At 44.0% G+C, this 17,419-nt stretch carries 12 protein-coding genes; 11 read left to right on the top strand and 1 reads right to left on the bottom strand.

Annotated features, from left to right (window positions below; translation table 11 throughout):
- Positions 1-48: 48 nt before the first annotated feature.
- The 10 genes from NSQ50_RS25410 (at position 49) to NSQ50_RS25365 (ending at position 13,388) form a co-directional block, all read left to right on the top strand.
- Entirely contained in the window at positions 49-2,979 is a 2,931-nt protein-coding gene (locus NSQ50_RS25410; RefSeq protein WP_076103671.1) for an extracellular solute-binding protein, read from the top strand.
- Positions 2,976-3,941: a carbohydrate ABC transporter permease gene (locus NSQ50_RS25405; protein WP_052097291.1), complete on the top strand. Its 966-nt coding sequence runs from the start codon at positions 2,976-2,978 to the stop codon at positions 3,939-3,941. Before NSQ50_RS25410 ends, NSQ50_RS25405 begins: the two co-directional genes overlap by 4 nt.
- Before the next feature lies 1 nt (position 3,942).
- The gene (locus NSQ50_RS25400; protein WP_036679629.1) at positions 3,943-4,803 is read left to right on the top strand and encodes a carbohydrate ABC transporter permease; all 861 of its coding nucleotides are present in this window, start codon (positions 3,943-3,945) and stop codon (positions 4,801-4,803) included.
- 8 nt (positions 4,804-4,811) lie between these two features.
- The gene (locus NSQ50_RS25395) at positions 4,812-6,305 is read left to right on the top strand and encodes an NHL repeat-containing protein (RefSeq protein ID WP_143761269.1); all 1,494 of its coding nucleotides are present in this window, start codon (positions 4,812-4,814) and stop codon (positions 6,303-6,305) included.
- On the top strand, positions 6,302-6,916 hold the full coding sequence (locus NSQ50_RS25390; RefSeq protein WP_036679624.1) for a YIP1 family protein: 615 nt from the start codon (positions 6,302-6,304) through the stop codon (positions 6,914-6,916). The genes NSQ50_RS25395 and NSQ50_RS25390 overlap by 4 nt, the downstream gene beginning before the upstream one ends.
- Positions 6,917-6,934: 18 nt before the next feature.
- Positions 6,935-9,307: a DUF5696 domain-containing protein gene (locus NSQ50_RS25385; protein WP_076223459.1), complete on the top strand. Its 2,373-nt coding sequence runs from the start codon at positions 6,935-6,937 to the stop codon at positions 9,305-9,307.
- A gap of 4 nt (positions 9,308-9,311) precedes the next feature.
- Positions 9,312-10,187, top strand: a complete 876-nt coding sequence (locus NSQ50_RS25380; protein ID WP_052097289.1) for a carbohydrate ABC transporter permease — start codon at positions 9,312-9,314, stop codon at positions 10,185-10,187.
- Between the two features lie 3 nt (positions 10,188-10,190).
- Positions 10,191-11,183 carry a carbohydrate ABC transporter permease gene (locus NSQ50_RS25375; protein WP_081382488.1) on the top strand — a complete coding sequence of 331 codons (993 nt, stop codon included), beginning with the start codon at positions 10,191-10,193 and terminating at the stop codon, positions 11,181-11,183.
- Positions 11,184-11,391: 208 nt separating this feature from the next.
- A complete protein-coding gene (locus tag NSQ50_RS25370; RefSeq protein ID WP_036679744.1) occupies positions 11,392-12,480 on the top strand; it encodes a low temperature requirement protein A in 1,089 nt (362 codons plus the stop codon).
- Positions 12,481-12,611: 131 nt separating this feature from the next.
- Positions 12,612-13,388 (top strand): Cof-type HAD-IIB family hydrolase, encoded by a 777-nt coding sequence (locus NSQ50_RS25365; protein WP_036679618.1) that lies wholly within the window; start codon positions 12,612-12,614, stop codon positions 13,386-13,388.
- 148 nt (positions 13,389-13,536) lie between these two features.
- Here NSQ50_RS25365 and NSQ50_RS25360 read toward each other — a convergent pair whose 3' ends face one another.
- Positions 13,537-14,532, bottom strand: a complete 996-nt coding sequence (locus tag NSQ50_RS25360) for a serine hydrolase domain-containing protein (protein ID WP_081383658.1) — start codon at positions 14,530-14,532, stop codon at positions 13,537-13,539.
- Between the two features lie 113 nt (positions 14,533-14,645).
- On the opposite strand from NSQ50_RS25360, the gene NSQ50_RS25355 reads away from it, so the two are divergent.
- Positions 14,646-17,018 carry a YcdB/YcdC domain-containing protein gene (locus tag NSQ50_RS25355; RefSeq protein ID WP_036679615.1) on the top strand — a complete coding sequence of 791 codons (2,373 nt, stop codon included), beginning with the start codon at positions 14,646-14,648 and terminating at the stop codon, positions 17,016-17,018.
- Positions 17,019-17,419 lie beyond the last annotated feature (401 nt).

Genomic DNA, 17,419 nt, shown 5'->3' with positions numbered 1-17,419 from the left:
AAATATAAGATTAGTTTGTTGTTACTGGTACTTTTAGGAGTCTCCCTAGTGTGGTGGAATCAATCACGAGGGTTTGATAATTCAGCGATGGATGGCATCCCCGTTTATGCGGATGTTGATGAAAGCTCTATTTTAGAAAGCGATAGTGTGAATTCAAAACTCGAAGCCTCTTACTTAAGCTATTACGAGGAAAAACAGCAGGATGGAGCAAAGGACTCATCGGATTTTACGCTTGCTATTCCTTCGGGGGATTATAAGGCCATTAGTTCTGAAGGTACAGAGGTAATGACGGATCTTGGTGGAAAACCCGGCAAGGTACTAGCGCTTAAAGCAGAGGATAGCTGGGTGGAATATAAATTTACGGTTCCGGCAGATGGGTTGTATCAGATGGGGATGGAGTATTATGCCCTTCCTGGTAAACGATCCTCGATCATTCGAAGCGTAAAGATTGATGGGGAGTATTTATTCTCTCAAGTAAAAAAAATGGAATTCCAGCGGATGTGGAAGGAAAGTGCAGAGCCATGGCTGGACAATCAAGGGAATGAATTTAATCCCAAGCGGGAAGAGGTAACAGGCTGGCAATATCGGGAGTTTCGAGATGCCGAGGCCAGAACTGCGGATCCCTTTCGCTTTTATCTGACCAAAGGGGAGCATACGGTGAAGCTGGAAGCCATCCGGGAACCGGCTGCACTTAGTGAACTGAGAATATTTTCTCCAGAACCGCTCCCGACTTATGCGGAAGTGAAGCAGGAGTATGAGAATAAGGGTTACAAGCCTGTTCAGAATCAAGTGATTAAAATTCAGGCAGAAGAATCCTCCCTTCGTTCAGATCCAACGCTGAAGCGGATCGAGGACCGGGAGCCACTCACCGAACCTTTTAACAAAGATGCTATTGTGCTTAATAGTTTTGGGGGTGTCGGGTGGCGTACGGGTGGACAATGGGCGGAATGGGATTTCGAGATTCCTGAGTCAGGGCTCTACAATATCGCAATTCGTTACGGCCAGTGGTTCCTAAACGGGATACCGGTGGAACGCCGGATTATGATTGATGGCGAGGTACCGTTCCAAGAGCTGAATGCCTTGAAATTCCCTTACAAAGCGGAATGGCAAGTAAACAAGCTGGGGAATGAGGACGGAGAATACTTCTTTTATCTCGAACAAGGCAAGCATACGTTGCGGATGGAGGTTCAAGTATCGGGTGTAGGCGGAATGATTGAAGCTGTGCTGAACACTACACATAAAATGTCTCTTTTGGGACGTGAAATCACGCAGGTAACGGGAACGAACCCCGATCCAAACGGGGATTGGCAGCTGGAGCAGAACATTCCTAATCTTGTGCCACGTTTACATTTGATGGCGCGGACGTTGGATGATGCCGTGCAGGATATGTATGCTTTTGGCGTTGCTGATGGAAGCTCTGAGCTGAGTACGCTTTATGAAGCACGTGACCGGTTCCTGGAAATGGCGAAGGATACCTCAAGTATTCCAGGTCGTCTTCAGCAATTTACGGATCTGCAGTCATCGCTGGGCTTATGGGTCAACGGATTAATGAAGCAGAGTATTGTAATGGACTATATTGAAGTGAAGTCGGAAGATCAGCCATGGCCTAAAGACGCGGCTCCTTGGTATACCCGTGTAGGGACGATGACGTATGACTTCTTTAGTTCTTTTACAAAGGATTACAGCGGCATAGGAAATACGTACAAAAATGAAAAGGTGCTGGATGTCTGGATCTCTCGTGGACGTGATTGGGCGGAGATCATTAAGCAAATGGTGGATGAGGACTTTACACCAAACACGGGCATCAAGGTGAACGTCAATATTATTCCTACGCTTGCAGCGGATCAGAAGCAGATTCTGTTATTAGCCAATACTGCCGGACTTGCTCCCGATGTGGCACTGGGGGTTGAGGGTGAAGTGCCGATTGACTTCGCGGTGCGGAATTCACTCGTGAATCTGAATGAATTCTCAGATTATCAAGAGGTTGCTGAACGTTTCAGAGCGGGTGCACTGATTCCTTATAAGTATGATAACGGAGATTTTGCCTTACCTGAGAATCAGAACTTCACGATGCTCTTTTACCGGAAAGATATTATGGCACAGCTGGGCATTAGCGAGAAGGATATTCCGGATACGTGGCAAGAGGTTATGGAACTGATTCCTGTGCTGCAACAAAACGGGATGGACTTCTATTATCCACATGCCCCGAACAATCCAAGTCTAGCAATTAATGAGTTTGCGCCGTTCTTATTCCAGTATGGCGGGGATTTCTATAAGAATAATGGGATGTTGTCTGATCTGGATTCACCAGAAGCACTGACAGCTATGAAAATGTGGACGGGACTCTTTACGAACTACAAGCTGCAGAAACAAGCGGATTTCTATAACCGTTTCCGTTCTGGAGAGATGCCAATCGGCGTTGCTGATTATTCCACATACATTCTGTTATCTACAGCCGCACCTGAATTGACAGGCTGGTGGGGCATGAAACCAATGCCGGGTATTGAACAAGCAGATGGACAGATTAACCGTTCTACAGGCGGGCTTGCACAGACAGGAATTATTTTTAAGGATACGGATATGAAAGAAGAATCTTGGGAGTTCCTGAAATGGTGGACCAGTGCGGATGCACAGGAGAACTTCGGCTCAGAGCTTGAGTCTTTGCTGGGTGTTGAAGCTCGTTGGAATACAGCCAATGTTGAAGCACTCAAACGTCTGCCGTGGCAGCAAGATGATATCGACGCCATTATGGAACAGTGGGAGTGGTTTAAAGAGCGCGAAGTGGTGCTTGGAGGATATTACACGACCCGGCATATCGCCAACATCTGGAATGAAATTGTGCTCAACGGTAAATTCCCGCGGGAGGCGATGGAGCAAGGTGTGCGTGAAATCAATAAAGAGCTTAGTAAGAAACGCGAAGAGTTCGGAATTGAAACTTCCCAGACTTCAAGCGCCAAAGAGGAAGGAGGTCAGAAATGAGTAGTGAAATAATTACACCGGCACAGAACGAAGCCGTACAGATGCAGCCGACGAAAACTCCCGGGAAATGGACTCAGCTTTGGTTAGATATCAAGAAAAATAAAGTTTCCTATTATTTCTTGGCCCCTTTCCTGATTCTGTTCACCGTTTTTACTATTGTTCCTATTATCATGTCCGTCGTTCTAAGCTTCAGCTATTACAACATTATTGAGACACCGAGATTCATTGGCTTCTCTAACTATAAGCTGTTGTTTGTAGACGATGATATCTTTCTTAAAGCTGTTGGGATTACGCTGAAATTTGCCATTATTACAGGTCCGATAGGTTATATTATGGCCTTCTTGCTGGCCTGGCTGATTAGCCAGATTCCGCAGAAGTTCCGTTTTTTCTATACCTTATGCTACTATGTGCCATCGATTACAAGTGCAGTAGCGATGTCCGTGGTTTGGTTGTATTTGTTCGCCGGCGACCGCAAGGGGTTGCTTAATCACTGGCTCATTCAGCTGGGGATTATCAATGAACCTTATTTATTTCTGCAAAATGTGGATTCGATCGTACCGGTGATCATCATAGTTTCCTTATGGATGAGTATGGGGGTAGGTTTCCTTGCTTTTCTGGCCGGACTTCAAAATGTACCGACAGATTTATATGAAGCTGGCTCAATTGATGGGGTCAAGTACCGCTGGCAGGAGCTTTGGTACATTACGATTCCATGCGTCAAACCGCAGCTGTTATTCGGTGCGGTGATGCAGGTGGTCGGTTCGCTTACCGTATTTGACGTCAGTATGCGGCTTGTTGGATTTCCGAGTCCCCTTTATGCAGGCCATACGATTATGGCGCATCTGTTCGACTACGCATTTATCCGCTTTGAGATGGGATATGCGTCAGCGATTGCTGTATTACTGTTCGCTTTGATGCTTGGGCTCAACCGTCTCATCTTCAAAGTGCTGGGGAGGGATTAGGATGCACAAAATAAATTTACGGCGTATTGACTATGGAGGCATCTTTTTGTATCTGTTCTTAACGGTGTTTGGCCTAATTATGCTGCTGCCACTTGTCTATATGGCAGTGACTGCTTTAAAACCAACAAGCGAACTATTCCTGTTCCCACCACGGTTTTTCGTAGTGAATCCGACGTTGGTGAACTTTCGTGATTTGCTGTTAATTACCGGAACCTCGGCGGTGCCGTTCTCACGGTTTATTTTCAATAGCGTGGTCGTTACATCAGGGATTGTGGTCGGGGGTGTCTTAATTTCAGCAATGGCGGCTTATCCGCTTGCCAAGCACAATATGCCATTTAAAAGCGCTATCTTTAGTATGATTGTGGCGGCGCTGATGTTCTCACCCTTAGTATTGCAAATTCCGCAATATTTGCTGATTAGCCGCAGCGGATTAATGAATTCGTATTTTGCAATGATCTTACCTTATCTGGCTGCACCCATGGGAATGTTCCTTATGACCCAGTTCCTGCGGCAGCTTCCAGACGCTTTATTAGAGGCAGCCCGTATAGACGGTGCTTCCGAATGGAAGGTATTCTGGGTGGTTGTGATGCCAATGCTTAAGCCGGCGATTTCGACTTTTGCTTTATTTAGCTTCATTTCTGCTTGGAATGATCCGTATCCTTCAATGGTCTATACGACTGTTCAGGAAATGAAGACATTGCCGCTCGCCATCCAAACTATCAGTGGTGGAGCCGGAGTCGTTGCTAGGGTAGGCACTTTGGCAGCAGCAAGCTTCTTGATGATTCTCCCGACTATTCTTGTCTTTATATTAACGCAGCGGATGGTGCTTCAGACAATGGCCCATTCGGGGCTGAAGGAATAGGGGGAGTCATGATGATAGGACGTAATATGAAAAAAATGCTGCTAACAGGGCTACTGGTGACGCTGACACTGCCAGTGCTGCTGCTTCCAGGGCAGGCGCTAGCTGGTGAAGCCCCATATGAGGGGTATACGTGGAATCAGTCCGGCAATGAGGTCCGCTCGATTAATGGTTATCTCTACGATTCTTCTATCGATCCAACAGGAACAGATACGGGGTCCTTCAAAAATCCGGAATCTCTCTTTATTAGTGATGACGATTCACTCTACGTAGTAGACACGGGCAATAGCCGTATTGTTCATATGGATAAGGACGGTCGTCTGCTAAATCTGATCGGCGATACGGAAGGCAGCGGCAAGCTGCAAGAGCCGAAGGGTGTATTCGTGAAAGAGGATGGAACGGTATATGTAGCAGATACAAAAAACGCGCGTATTGCTATTTTTGATAAAAATGGCAAGTTCGTAAAAGAGTTTCTAAAACCGGACAGCCCATTACTGGGTGCTAATTTCTCTTATTCTCCTTCTAAATTAGTCGTAGATAAGCGTGATTATATGTATGTGGTGAGCGATGGTAACACGCAGGGGTTGCTGCAAATTGACTCGGGCGGTAAGTTCAAGGGGTTCTATGGGGCGAACCATGTAGGTTTCTCATGGACACGTCTCTTAATTAAGCTGGTGGCTACTAAAGAGCAGCAGAACCAGCTGGCGACCGTTAAACCTTCTGAGTTCTCGAACGTGGATCTGGATGAAGAAGGGTTTATCTACAGCACAACCTTGGGCGAAGAGTACAACCAGATCAAACGGTTATCTCCGGTAGGCGTAGATACGCTGAACATTGGTAAACGCTGGTACGGTGATTATTACTCTGAGGGTCCATTCAGTATGGCTTCCTTTATGGGGATCAGTATTGATAAGAACGGATTTATAACTGCGCTGGATTTGCAGTCCAGTAAAGTCTTCCAATATGACAAGCTGGGGAATTTGTTATTCAGCTTTGGCGGGATTGGGGATCAGAATGGACTCTTCGTGACTCCTTCCGCCGTAGATCAAACCGCTGATGGCCTGATCTATGTAGTGGATAAAGGACGGGGCAGAATCGATCGCTTCCGGACCACGCCCTTTGCGGATTTGGTTCATCAGGCGTCTTTGCTCTATGTAGATGGCAGCTATGACGAAGCGCAATCCTTATGGCAAGAGGTGCTGCGATTGAACGCCAATTATGATATGGCTTATCAAGCTATCGGCAAAGCGCTATATAAAGCAGAGCAATATAAGGAATCTATGAGCTACTTCAAGCTTTCAAATTCCAAAGCTGACTATTCATCTGCTTTCCGCGAATATCGTAAATTGTTTATCCGAGAGCACTTTACTTATTTCTTCGCCGGCGGAATTGGACTGTTCTTAGTACTGCTCTGGAGTGTGCCGAGATTATACCGGAGATTCCATACCTGGCTGTATAGAGGAAACAAGGCAGTATTGGATCCGGCAAAGGGGGAGATTGGATGAACACTTTGCGAATGATTCATCAGGTTGTAGTTCATCCTTATCAGTTCTATAACGATATTCAAGGAAAGCAACGTATCCGCTGGATACAGGGGATTGCCATCGTTCTACTGACCTTTGTGGCACGAATGATCTCGATTCTGATTACAGGGTATGCTTTTCAAACAAGAGAGCCGCATGAAATCTCCATGTTTCATGAGTTTATTTGGCTTATCGTTCCTTGGTTGACCTGGTGTGTCTCGAACTGGGGTGTCAGTACGATTATGGATGGTGAGGGGAAATTCAAAGAGATTTTTGTGGGCAGTGCCTTTGCCCTTGTTCCATACATGCTCTTTATCCTTCCAGTCACACTGTTAACGTTGGTCCTTTCGCTGGATGAGGCTTCAACCTTCAATCTGCTGCACAAGTTTGTGATTCTTTGGGTGGCTTGGTTGATTTTAATGAAGGTGAAGATCCTGCATGATTTTGAGATTCGCAAGGTTATTTTTATCACCATAATCAGTGTAATAGGGATCGCCATTATCTGGTTCGTAGGTATTTTGCTGTTTGGTATTTCCAATCAATTTGTTTCATTTATTGTCGATCTGCTCAAAGAATTGAGATTGCGCGCGTAAGGAGGGAAAGGTAACACGATGAGAAAAAAAGTTAAAGTGCGGGGCATTCTCTGTATTGTTGTGATGATGCTGTTCGCAGTGATAAATGTTCAACCCCTACACAGTTCCGCCGATCCGTCCACCGCTGCGCAGTCTGTTCAGACTGAAGAAAGCAAAGAGGTTGGGCAAGAGCAAACATCGGTGGTGACTGAACCAGTTGAAGGGCAGGCCACTGCTGTGAAAGAAAAGGAGACTGCGGTTCCTGCAGAAGAGCAGACTCCAGCCGTCGTAGCAGCACCTGTTCAGAAGGTTGAGCTGCAGCCGGTCACGCCTGGAACAAAAGCACTGGAGAACGAACGCTATATTTTGTATGTAGATGAGAAATCGGGAAATCTTCGCATCACAGACAAAATCACAAACAAGGAGTGGCTTGGATCTCCACAGCTGGAGCGAACAGCCATGCCAAATATTAAGAAATACACGACCGCACCGATTTATGCAAGATACACACAGGGGGCTGACATTACACAGGTCTACCCACTTAAAGATGAGGACTCCACGGTTACCGTAACGATTGAGCAAGATGTCGTCCGCGCGGAGTTTGCTTTTATTAGCCTGAAGCTTTCTTTTGCTCTGGAGTACAGACTGACGGCTAATGGATTTGAGGCTTCCATTCCACAGGAGTATTTGAAGGAAGAGGGGAATGCGAAATTCACGAGTCTGGAGGTTCTGCCATTTTTTCATGCGGCTAGAGAAGATGCAGAGGGGGCAATGATGCTTCCAGATGGTTCAGGGGCATTGCTGGAGTTTCGTAAAGAACATCCCGTTTATTTGAAAGGTTATTCTGAGTACATTTACGGCGGGGACGAAACCTTCGTGAAACAAAATCATGAAATTACGGATAACTCTTGGCAAAAGGCGGCACCTCTTAAAAAAGCCATCGCTTTGCCAGTGTTTGGGATCTATCAGGGAGACACCGGATATTTAGCAATTGTTACTAAGGGAGATACCGACGCTAAAATAAACGGTGTTCCATCAGGCATTCGCGCTATTTCGCTTTATAGAGCATCAAGTGAATTTACCCTGCGCAAGGATGATGTTATTTTTGTCGGCAATTCCGGCCAAATTCCTTATTATCAGGGTGAGATGATCAAAACCGATCGTAGCGTACGTTATGTTCTGCTCCAAGGCGAGGAAGCTAACTACGTTGGGATGGCGAAGGAATACCGTAATTATTTAATGGAAGAGAAAAAGGTCAAGGAAGTAGTTCTTGAGAACACGCCATTGTATCTTCAAGTGCTCGGTGGGATTTCTCGTGATGAAGTCATCGGTTCAACTTTTATAGAAGCAGCTACGTTTAAACAAATCAAGGACATGATTGATCAATATCAGGCAGAGGGTGTTACTCAGCTAGAGATTACGATCGAGGGATGGTCCAAAAATGGTTTATACGGAAACCAGCCAGAACAATTTCCGGTTGAAAAGAAGCTGGGAGGTAAAAAGGGACTTAAAGAGCTTCAGGAATATGCCGCAGGCAAGGGCGTAAATCTTTATTTGAAAGCTAACTACGTGAAACCTTACCAAGATAGCAACAGCGTGAAGGCAAGCAGAGATGCTGTGCGCGGCATTAATCGTGAAGTCTTGAAGCAGTACGTTTATTATCTCTCTACCCGGTGGAATACGGATGATTATTTCTATTTAATGAAACCTAGTGTTATCGCAAAACGCAGTAATGCTGAGCTGAGCAAGTTCCAGGATTTGGGTGTGAAGGGTGTACAGTTTGAACACTTTGGAAGCTTGCTATACTCCGATGAGGATAATAAATCCAATACGGACCGCCAGCTTACAGAAGATACTTATGTTAATGCATTGGATAACTTCCGTAAGGGTGAGCTTAACACGGCAGTAGATTATGGTTTTGCCTATACATTAGGACATGTGAACCGGATTGATCAAGTGCCGCTCGACTCCAGTCAATTTGTCTATACAGATCGGGCGATTCCTTTCTATCAACTAGTGTTACACGGCTTAGTGCCTTATACAGCAAGCCCGGTTAATCTGTACGATGATTCCCGTAACCAAACCTTACGGGCGCTGGAATATGGAGCCCTTCCAAGTTATGAATTAACTTATGCTCCGACTAGCGATCTTCAGAGAACCATGGCAGACCGGCTGTTCAGTTCTAGTCTTGAGAACTGGCTGGCACCTTCTGTACAGAATTATCTCGCATTGAAAGAGATCTATGACAGCATTAGTAACCAGCAAATGACGAATCATGAGCAGCTGCAAAGTAAGGTCTTTCGGACGACTTATGCAAACGGTGTGAGCATTATAGTCAACTATAATGAGCAGTCTGTTGACGTGTCTGGTCAGACCGTCGAGGCATTCAGCTATGCGGTAACAGGAGGATGATGAAGTGAAAAAATCAAAGCTATCGATGCGAGCGCGTTATTTCGTTGAAGGATATTCCTTCATCGGCCTGTGGCTGGTCGGATTTCTGGTGTTTATGGCTGTTCCGCTGGGCCGTTCCTTGTATTATTCCTTTCAGGATCTCCAAGTGAGCAAAAGCGGCTTACTGGCCACTTTTGTTGGGATGGAGCATTATCGCGCCGCTTTTACTACAGATGTTAATTTCTTGCCTCTGCTCAAATCGACGATGGTGTCGACGGTGACTCAGGTTCCGTTAATTCTTATCTTTTCGCTCTTTTGTGCGATTCTGCTAAATCGAGGACTCGTAGGAAAAACCTTTTTTCGTGGCGTGTTCTTTTTGCCGGTCATCATTGCTTCAGGGGCGATCCTGGGCAAATTGATGGATCAGGGTGCCGCAAATTTACCGATTTTTTATAATCAGGATTTATATGATAAGCTCCATAACTTTATCCCCGGCGACATTTTGAAGTCGTTGCTGAAATATGCAGAATCTTTAACGCTGGTGATGTGGGATTCTGGCGTGCAAATTTTGATTTTTCTAGCGGGGTTACAGACGATTTCTGTTTCACTGTATGAAGCGGCCAAATGTGATGGAGCAACCGCGTGGGAAAGCTTTTGGAAAATCACCTTCCCGATGATTATGCCGATGATGCTCGTAAACACATTGTTTAGTATCGTCAGCTCATTCACGAAGGCAGATAATCAAATCATGAGTCATATTTTGAATGTCGTCTTTAAGAATAATGATTTTGGATATGGCTCAGCGATGGGTTGGATTTATTTTGTGTTTATTTTCTTGGTTCTGGGTTTGGTCTTCCTGTTATTCAGCAAGTCGCTCGGTGCCACCGAAGGGAGGAAGTAGAAGATGTTGAAGGAATCCGTAAAGCAGGTTCGGACAACGAACATGGAACATCTGACAACTCGTCTAAAAGCAAGCGGCAAGCTGGACAGGGTCGTGAAACGTTCGCTTCAGGTGCTGAATATCGCTTTTTATTACTTGGTTATTCTCAGCTTAACGTTCGTATTCCTATATCCCTTGTTATACATGGTATCCAAATCCATGATGCAAGTAACAGACGTGGCCGATGCCACAGTGCAATGGCTTCCGAAAAAGATAAGTTTTGGCAACTATTTTCTGGCATGGGATTCGCTAAAATTCTGGGCCGGGTTCGCAAATAGTACGATTATTTCCTTCGGGAGTGCGGTTCTGCAAATCTTAAGCTGTTCCTTAATCGGTTATGGCTTTGCCAGATACCGTTTTCCAGGCTACGCAGTGTGTTTCGTTCTGCTGTTGTTTACTTTTCTAGTTCCACCGCAGACGATTGTTGTGCCACTGTATTTGTTCTTTAGTGACTTGGGGTGGATTAATACACATTTGCCGTTTGTGGTTCCCTCTATGTTTGGGCACGGGTTGAAGGGGGCATTATTCGTACTGATCTTTATTCAGTTCTACCGCGGAATGCCTAAAGTGTTGGAGGAAGCAGCACGTATCGACGGTGCAGGCGCATTCAGAACGTACTGGAAAATCATGTTTCCTATCGCCAAGCCCGCAATGCTGATCGTATTCTTATTCTCTGTGGTATGGCACTGGAATGACAGCTTTGAACCGAATACGTATTTAACAACACCGGATTTCTATAATCTGTCGCAGCGATTAGCGATGTTTTATGGTTCCAATAATCAGGCAGCGGAGACGATGTCGCAAATGACTTCGGGTTCTATTGGGATGGCCCCAACTGGACTGAATCAGGTTATGGCGGCGTGTATTCTAACCATTCTGCCAATTCTGATTCTGTATTTGTTCGTACAGCGTCATTTCGTAGAAAGTGTGGAACGCTCCGGTATTGCCGGGGAATAAGAACAAAGCTCTAGTCAGAAAAAACCAGCAAGCCTCCCGTATGTGGGGGCTTGCTGGTTTTATTTTAGGCAAAGGGGCTTCAAATTAGTATATCAATTCGGTTAAGATGGATAAGTATTCGATAAACTGTATTAGAAATACACATCCAAACCAAGGGAGTCAGACGATGAATAAACGCACATCGGGATTTGAGCACAGTACAGCATCCATTGCTGAGAAGAAAGTTACTTGGCTGGAGCTATTTTATGATCTGCTTTTTGTAGCAGCAGTTTCAAAAGCGAGCCATGTCCTATTGCATGTAGAGGCGGGTAAAATCCCACTTGAATACTTATCTAAATTTATCTTGATATTTGTTCCGATCTGGTGGGCCTGGGTAGGGCAATCGCTTTTTGTAAATCGGTTTGGGCAAGACATCTTTTCACATCGGATATTTCTGATTCTACAATTATTTTTTGTATTAATAATGACGGCGAGCTTATCGGTTAACTTTGATCAATATTATATGCCATTCTTAATAGGTTATGTTGGTTTAAGAGCTATGACAGCCATTCAATATCTTACGGTAAATAAGAATGAAGAGGATGATAGAAAGGGCACTGCCCGGTATCTGGGAAGCAGATTTTGGATTGGATTAGTGATCTCTTCTTTATCACTTTTCTTTGACTCTTGGATGCGTTATGTAGTTTTGTATGCGGGAATTACTGTAGACATTTTGCTTCCATTAGTCGGTCGGAAATACTTGGTGAAAAGTCCGATCAATACTCATCATTTATTAGAACGCTTCTCGTTGTTTACGCTTATTCTGCTTGGGGAATCAGTGGTCAGTATCCTTGCGGTTTTACAGTCTAGCCACTGGACGTGGCAATCTATTGTATTTGCATTATTAACTTTTCTATTAATTATAGCTATGTGGTGGCAATATTTTGATAATGTTGAAAAGAAAGTGGACAAAACTATAGAGACTGCCGGGCAAACCATAATTTATGGACATTTATTTATTTATGTATCCTTGAGTATGATTGCAGCTTCGATCCAACTGTTATTTTTAGATCAATTAAATTATATATTTATGGTGTGTTTTATTTTTGGATCGGTCCTGCTTTACTTCTTCTCTACCTCACTGGTCTTCCATAAATATAGACGTATACAGCAACGGTTAGGGATATTCCATTTGGCGTTATTATTAGGTTTACTTGGTGTTTTTTTCGCAGTAGATTTGTTGTTCCTTATACCTAATTACCTGATCATTGGTGAAATGATGTTATTTTTTGTGGTATATGCAAAATTAACGACGTAAGTTTGTTGTGCCGAAGCTGAATAAGAAAACAAGAAGGAAGCCGATCCATGTGATCGGCTTCCTTCTTGTTTTAGATCCCATGAAATATAATCTATCTAGTTACGTTCGAACGGGGAGGCTTATTTCATAATATGTATAAGATTGTATTTTTTGATGTGGACGGTACTCTAGTAAGTGAAATTGATAGAAGCATCCCGCTTAGCACGATAGAAGCAATTGAGAAGTTGATAGAGAGAGGAATTAAAGTCGTAGTTGCAACAGGGAGACCGCATAACTTATGTGAAGAGTTCAAGTCTATGGGCATTGATACCTTTATTTCTGCTAACGGTGCGCTTATCAAATGTAAGGATAACGTTATCTATAAATCAATGCTTTCAACAGAAACCGTGCGGGATGTCTCGGCTTTTGCTGAGTTAAACGGACATGGCATGTCCTATTTAACCGAACTTATAACTATGAACGGAATGGGTTCCGAGGATGAGCGCGTTATGAAGGCATTAATGGAGACTTTGAGTCTTACACAATATCCCGAAAAAATGAGCGCTCTGCCAGAGGAGGTTTACTGTATATGCTTGTATGCGGACGAAAATGAAGCGCAAAAATTCCAAGATAGATTTCCTGAATTACGGTTCGAACGTTTTCACGGATACGTTATGAATGTGCTTGAAGAAACAAAAGTTTCTAAATCAATTGCGATTAAACAAGTGCTGAATTATCTGAATATTTGCAGGTCAGAAGCTATCGCGTTTGGTGATGGTGGAAATGATATCGACATGTTGGAGTATGTGGGATTGGGAATTGCGATGGGAAATGGTGCGGAACAGTTAAAACAAAAAGCGGATTTTGTTACAAAAAAAACAAGTGAAGGCGGGATAGCCTACGCATTAAAGAAATTTGGTGTCATTTAAGCTTGCAGCAAACTAATTGATGAAAAATTGAGAACGATCTTTCGTTCAAATCAAACAGCGACAGCCCAAGACTTTATCAGTCTATGGCTGTGGCTGCTTTATGGATTGTGTGGTATCCACACATAGAACTGCATGTGATTCCTGGTTCTTACTGCCCTAGAAGAGCAGGTACAATAAACCGGCCGAAAACATTTGCAGGAGAGCCTTTTTTGTACTTATCCGCGGTGATAACGGCAACCAGCTCGTAAGCAGGAACTACAATAATATGCTGCCCTTTGAAGCCGAGTGCAAAATAATAAGGGATCTCGTTCGGCTGCTGCTCTGAACCTGCATTGAACTGGGATACCCACCAATGCCAGCCGTAGAATCCTTTTTGCGGATGATTGGCTTCAACGTAAGGGCGAGTGGATTGCTGAATTGTATCCGAAAAAAGGATCTGCTGATTCTTCCAGCGTCCCTCCTGCAAATAAAGTAAGCCGAATTTCAGCATATCCTCTGGCTTCAGATGAAGTCCGAACCCACCGGTATGTATGCCTTGCGGATCGCTCTCCCAGTGATAGCTTTGAATACCAAGCGGTTGAAACAGCTGGTCTTCGGCAAATTCTGCAACCGCTTGTCCAGAACAATCACGCAGGATTGCGGACAAAAGCTGGGAGGAGCCTGAGTTATAGGTCATCACGGTTCCTGGTGTATGAGCTAATGGCTGTGCAAGCACGTATTTTATCCAGTCCGCGGTTTTAGTCATGGCCGGAAAAGAATTCTGCCCACCGAACTCTGTCCAGTTAAAGCCTCCGGTCATCGTTAATAAGTGTTCGATAGTGATCTCTCTTTTACGTGGGTCACGATCTTCTTTTAATGAAGGAAAAAATAAAGAAATAGGTGTGTCTGGAGGTGGAATGATTAGTTTATCTATGGCTATGCAAACTAAGGCAGAAAGTACGCTTTTGGTGCACGAGTTGATTTTGCCAAGCTCTGCAGCGATTTGTGGATCACGGTAATGCTCCAGTATGGTTTCTCCATGTTGAACGATTAGACAACTGCGAATGTCTAGGCTAGTAATACCGTCAATAAGCGGCTGAAGGTTCCAGTCAGTAATGTTGGTGACCCCCTTTCTAGATGAATTAAAGCTGCAACTGTTTACCATTATAGCTCACATCACCAAAATGTCGTAATTTCCTGTCGTTAAATAATTATGGAAAATACAAGAAAATATCTGTATAATAATATGAATCACGTGTTAGAGGAGGATGAATTCTTTTGAAAAGCAATAGTACTCTTTTTGTTCATCAAACGGCTAAAACGGTATTGATCACTTCAGTTGCACTCGCGTTACTCTTACCCCCTGGCTTAGCCGCAGCCGATTCTATATCTGTTAGCAGCAACACTTCCGTAACGCAGGTTAGTACGCAATCAGCGGCTCCAGCTACGACTACGAACTCTGAGGCTGATCCTACAAAAGTGAAATTCACGCAGGAGCAAGCCATTGCAAAGTTAAAAGAACTATTCCCATCCCTAAAAGATGCAACTGTAAACAATGTTCAACTGGGATCTAACCAAAGCTACCCAGCACCAGCAAATCAAATGATCTGGCATATTCAGTGGCAGGTTCAAGAAGGGAATATGGGATATGGTTTTAGCAGTGAGGTAGACGCCATTAATGGTGATATCATCAATACCTATCTCTCATTCTCGCAGGAAAAGAACGAGTCCTATTATCCACCGAAAGTATCGCAGACTCAGGCATTGGAGATCGCCAAGACTTTTGTGGCTAAGGCAGCCTCATCAGTTAAGAGCAGTGAGCTGCAATTAAATGAGAATGTCGGTTATAGTTATTTTTCGGAATCATTATTCGGTCCTGTTCAATATGGGTATAACTTCAGTATTCTGAAGAATGGTATTCCTTCTGGATCGGACAGCATTAACATAGTTGTGGATGGTAACGGAAATGTAACGCAATTCTCTAAGTCTTCTCAAGGGCTTGAGTACCCGTCTGCACAGCCCAAGATTACCTTGGAGCAAGCACAGAAGCAATTTGCGGAACAGTTTGATGTGGGCCTATTTTACATTCCTATTTATAAGAACGGAAAACCTAACAACTGGATTCTAGGCTGGCGTCCAATAGATCAGTCTCTATATCCTATCGATGCATTAACGGGCAAGCGGATAGATTATGAAGGAAAAGAATCCGTATCCACCTCAGTCGTGTATTCAGAAGTAGCGAAGAGTAAGGATGTTTTTCAGGCAAGAAGTTCTAGTACAGAGCTTTCTGCAAAAGAAGCAGCACAACTTGTAGAGAAGGTTGCTTATATTCCAGCAGACCGTAAATTGATCTCGCAAACCTTGAGAAATGACTATCAGGATTCAGATCGAAAAATCTGGCAGCTATACTGGGGCAGTAATGGAAATGATCGTTACATTGGTGCTGGCTTTCCAGAGCAATCCTCTGCCGAGATCGATGCAAAGACCGGTGAAGTATTGCAGTACCAGGTTCAAGCTTATGGTGCTATTCAGGATAAGAAGAAGGAAGAGCCGGCACCTGCTGGAGGTAAGAAGCTTAGTGAGGCTGAAGCGAAGGTGAAAGCGCTTAGTATAATTAATAGTCTATATCCTCAGGCGAGCCAGAAGCTAAAGCTGGTAGAATACGGGGATAATTCGAGTTTGACTTCAGACGGATCAGGATATGGATATCAGTTTATTAGATATCATCAAGGAATTCCTGTGAGTGGCAGCACCATTACGGTAAGCTTGGATCTTTACGGCAGACTGACTTCTTATATGGGGAATCGGATAAGCAGTATCGATGAAATCACATTATCGCCTGATGCAACAATTTCCAAGAAAGAAGCGCTCGAAAGTTATAAACCTAAATATCAGACTAAGCTGAAGTATACTCAGGTTGGCGGATATAATACTTATAGAAACTATGTCGCACCGAAGGTGAAGCTGGTATATGATACAACCTTTGATGAATCTAACGGATTGAATCAGGTTTTGGATGCAGTCACTGGAAAATGGATTGCGGTCTATGATTATCTCGGTCAGCAGGATGCTCAACTATCTGCAACGGATATCAAAGGCCATACAGCAGAGCGAGAATTATCAGAATTGGTAAACCACCATGTGATTACACCGGATGCCGATGGCAAAGTGAACCCGGATCAAGAAATAACTGTCGGTGATTGGTTAACCTATCTTGCCAAAGCTTCTAGCCCAAATTTCACCAATTATTATAATAATAATGAACGGAAAACTGTAGCAGGCGTGAAGCCAGAGAATTCATATTATGACGCTGTTATTTTTGCAGCAGATCGTAAATGGATCAATAAGGATGAAAGCCTGCAAGTAGAGAGTAAGTTAACCCGGGAACAGCTTGCTGTTCATCTGGCTAATTTCTTGAAATACAATAAACTTACAGCTTATCTTGATAAAGATGTGACTGTAAGTCAGTTTAGTGATAGCTCAGCTATAAACAATAAGGGGGCGGTGGCTCTTGTTGTGAAATTGGGACTCTTAAAGGATGACAACGGCAAGTTTAATCCGCAGCAGAATGTAACAAAAGCGCTGGCGGCTTCGGTGATCATGAAGCTAGTGGAGCTGCAAGGAAAGACTGATCAGATCATAGGTCAATAAGTGTTAAAAAGACAGCCAGGCAGCGATTCTCCGACGATTGGAGAAGCGCTGCCTGGTTTTTTAGTTTGCAGCGCGGCGGATTGACTAAAGCATCTCTATCTGGCAGATGCAGTTTTCGGTCTCCACCCAGCATTTTTTTTGTGCGCCGATTCTTGCTGGAATCCGCGAAATAACTGCATTCTATACAGTTATTTCTTATGCAAAAGGTGAATGTGTATCTTTAATTGCATTCTCTGCAACTAAAAACTAGAGAATTCACCTATCGGCGAGAAAAGCAAGCATATAAGTGTACGAAATACACTTATATCCTTTGGCTGAGTGATTTGATGCATTATAAGTGTACTAAATACAATTAAACGCGTAATGCCGCGTAATGCCGCGTAATTCAATGCTGAATTCAA

Source organism: Paenibacillus sp. FSL R10-2788 (genome assembly GCF_038003885.1).
Classification (GTDB): Bacteria; Bacillota; Bacilli; order Paenibacillales; family Paenibacillaceae; genus Paenibacillus_AQ; species Paenibacillus_AQ odorifer.
This window is presented reverse-complemented; position numbering and strand designations above follow the sequence as displayed.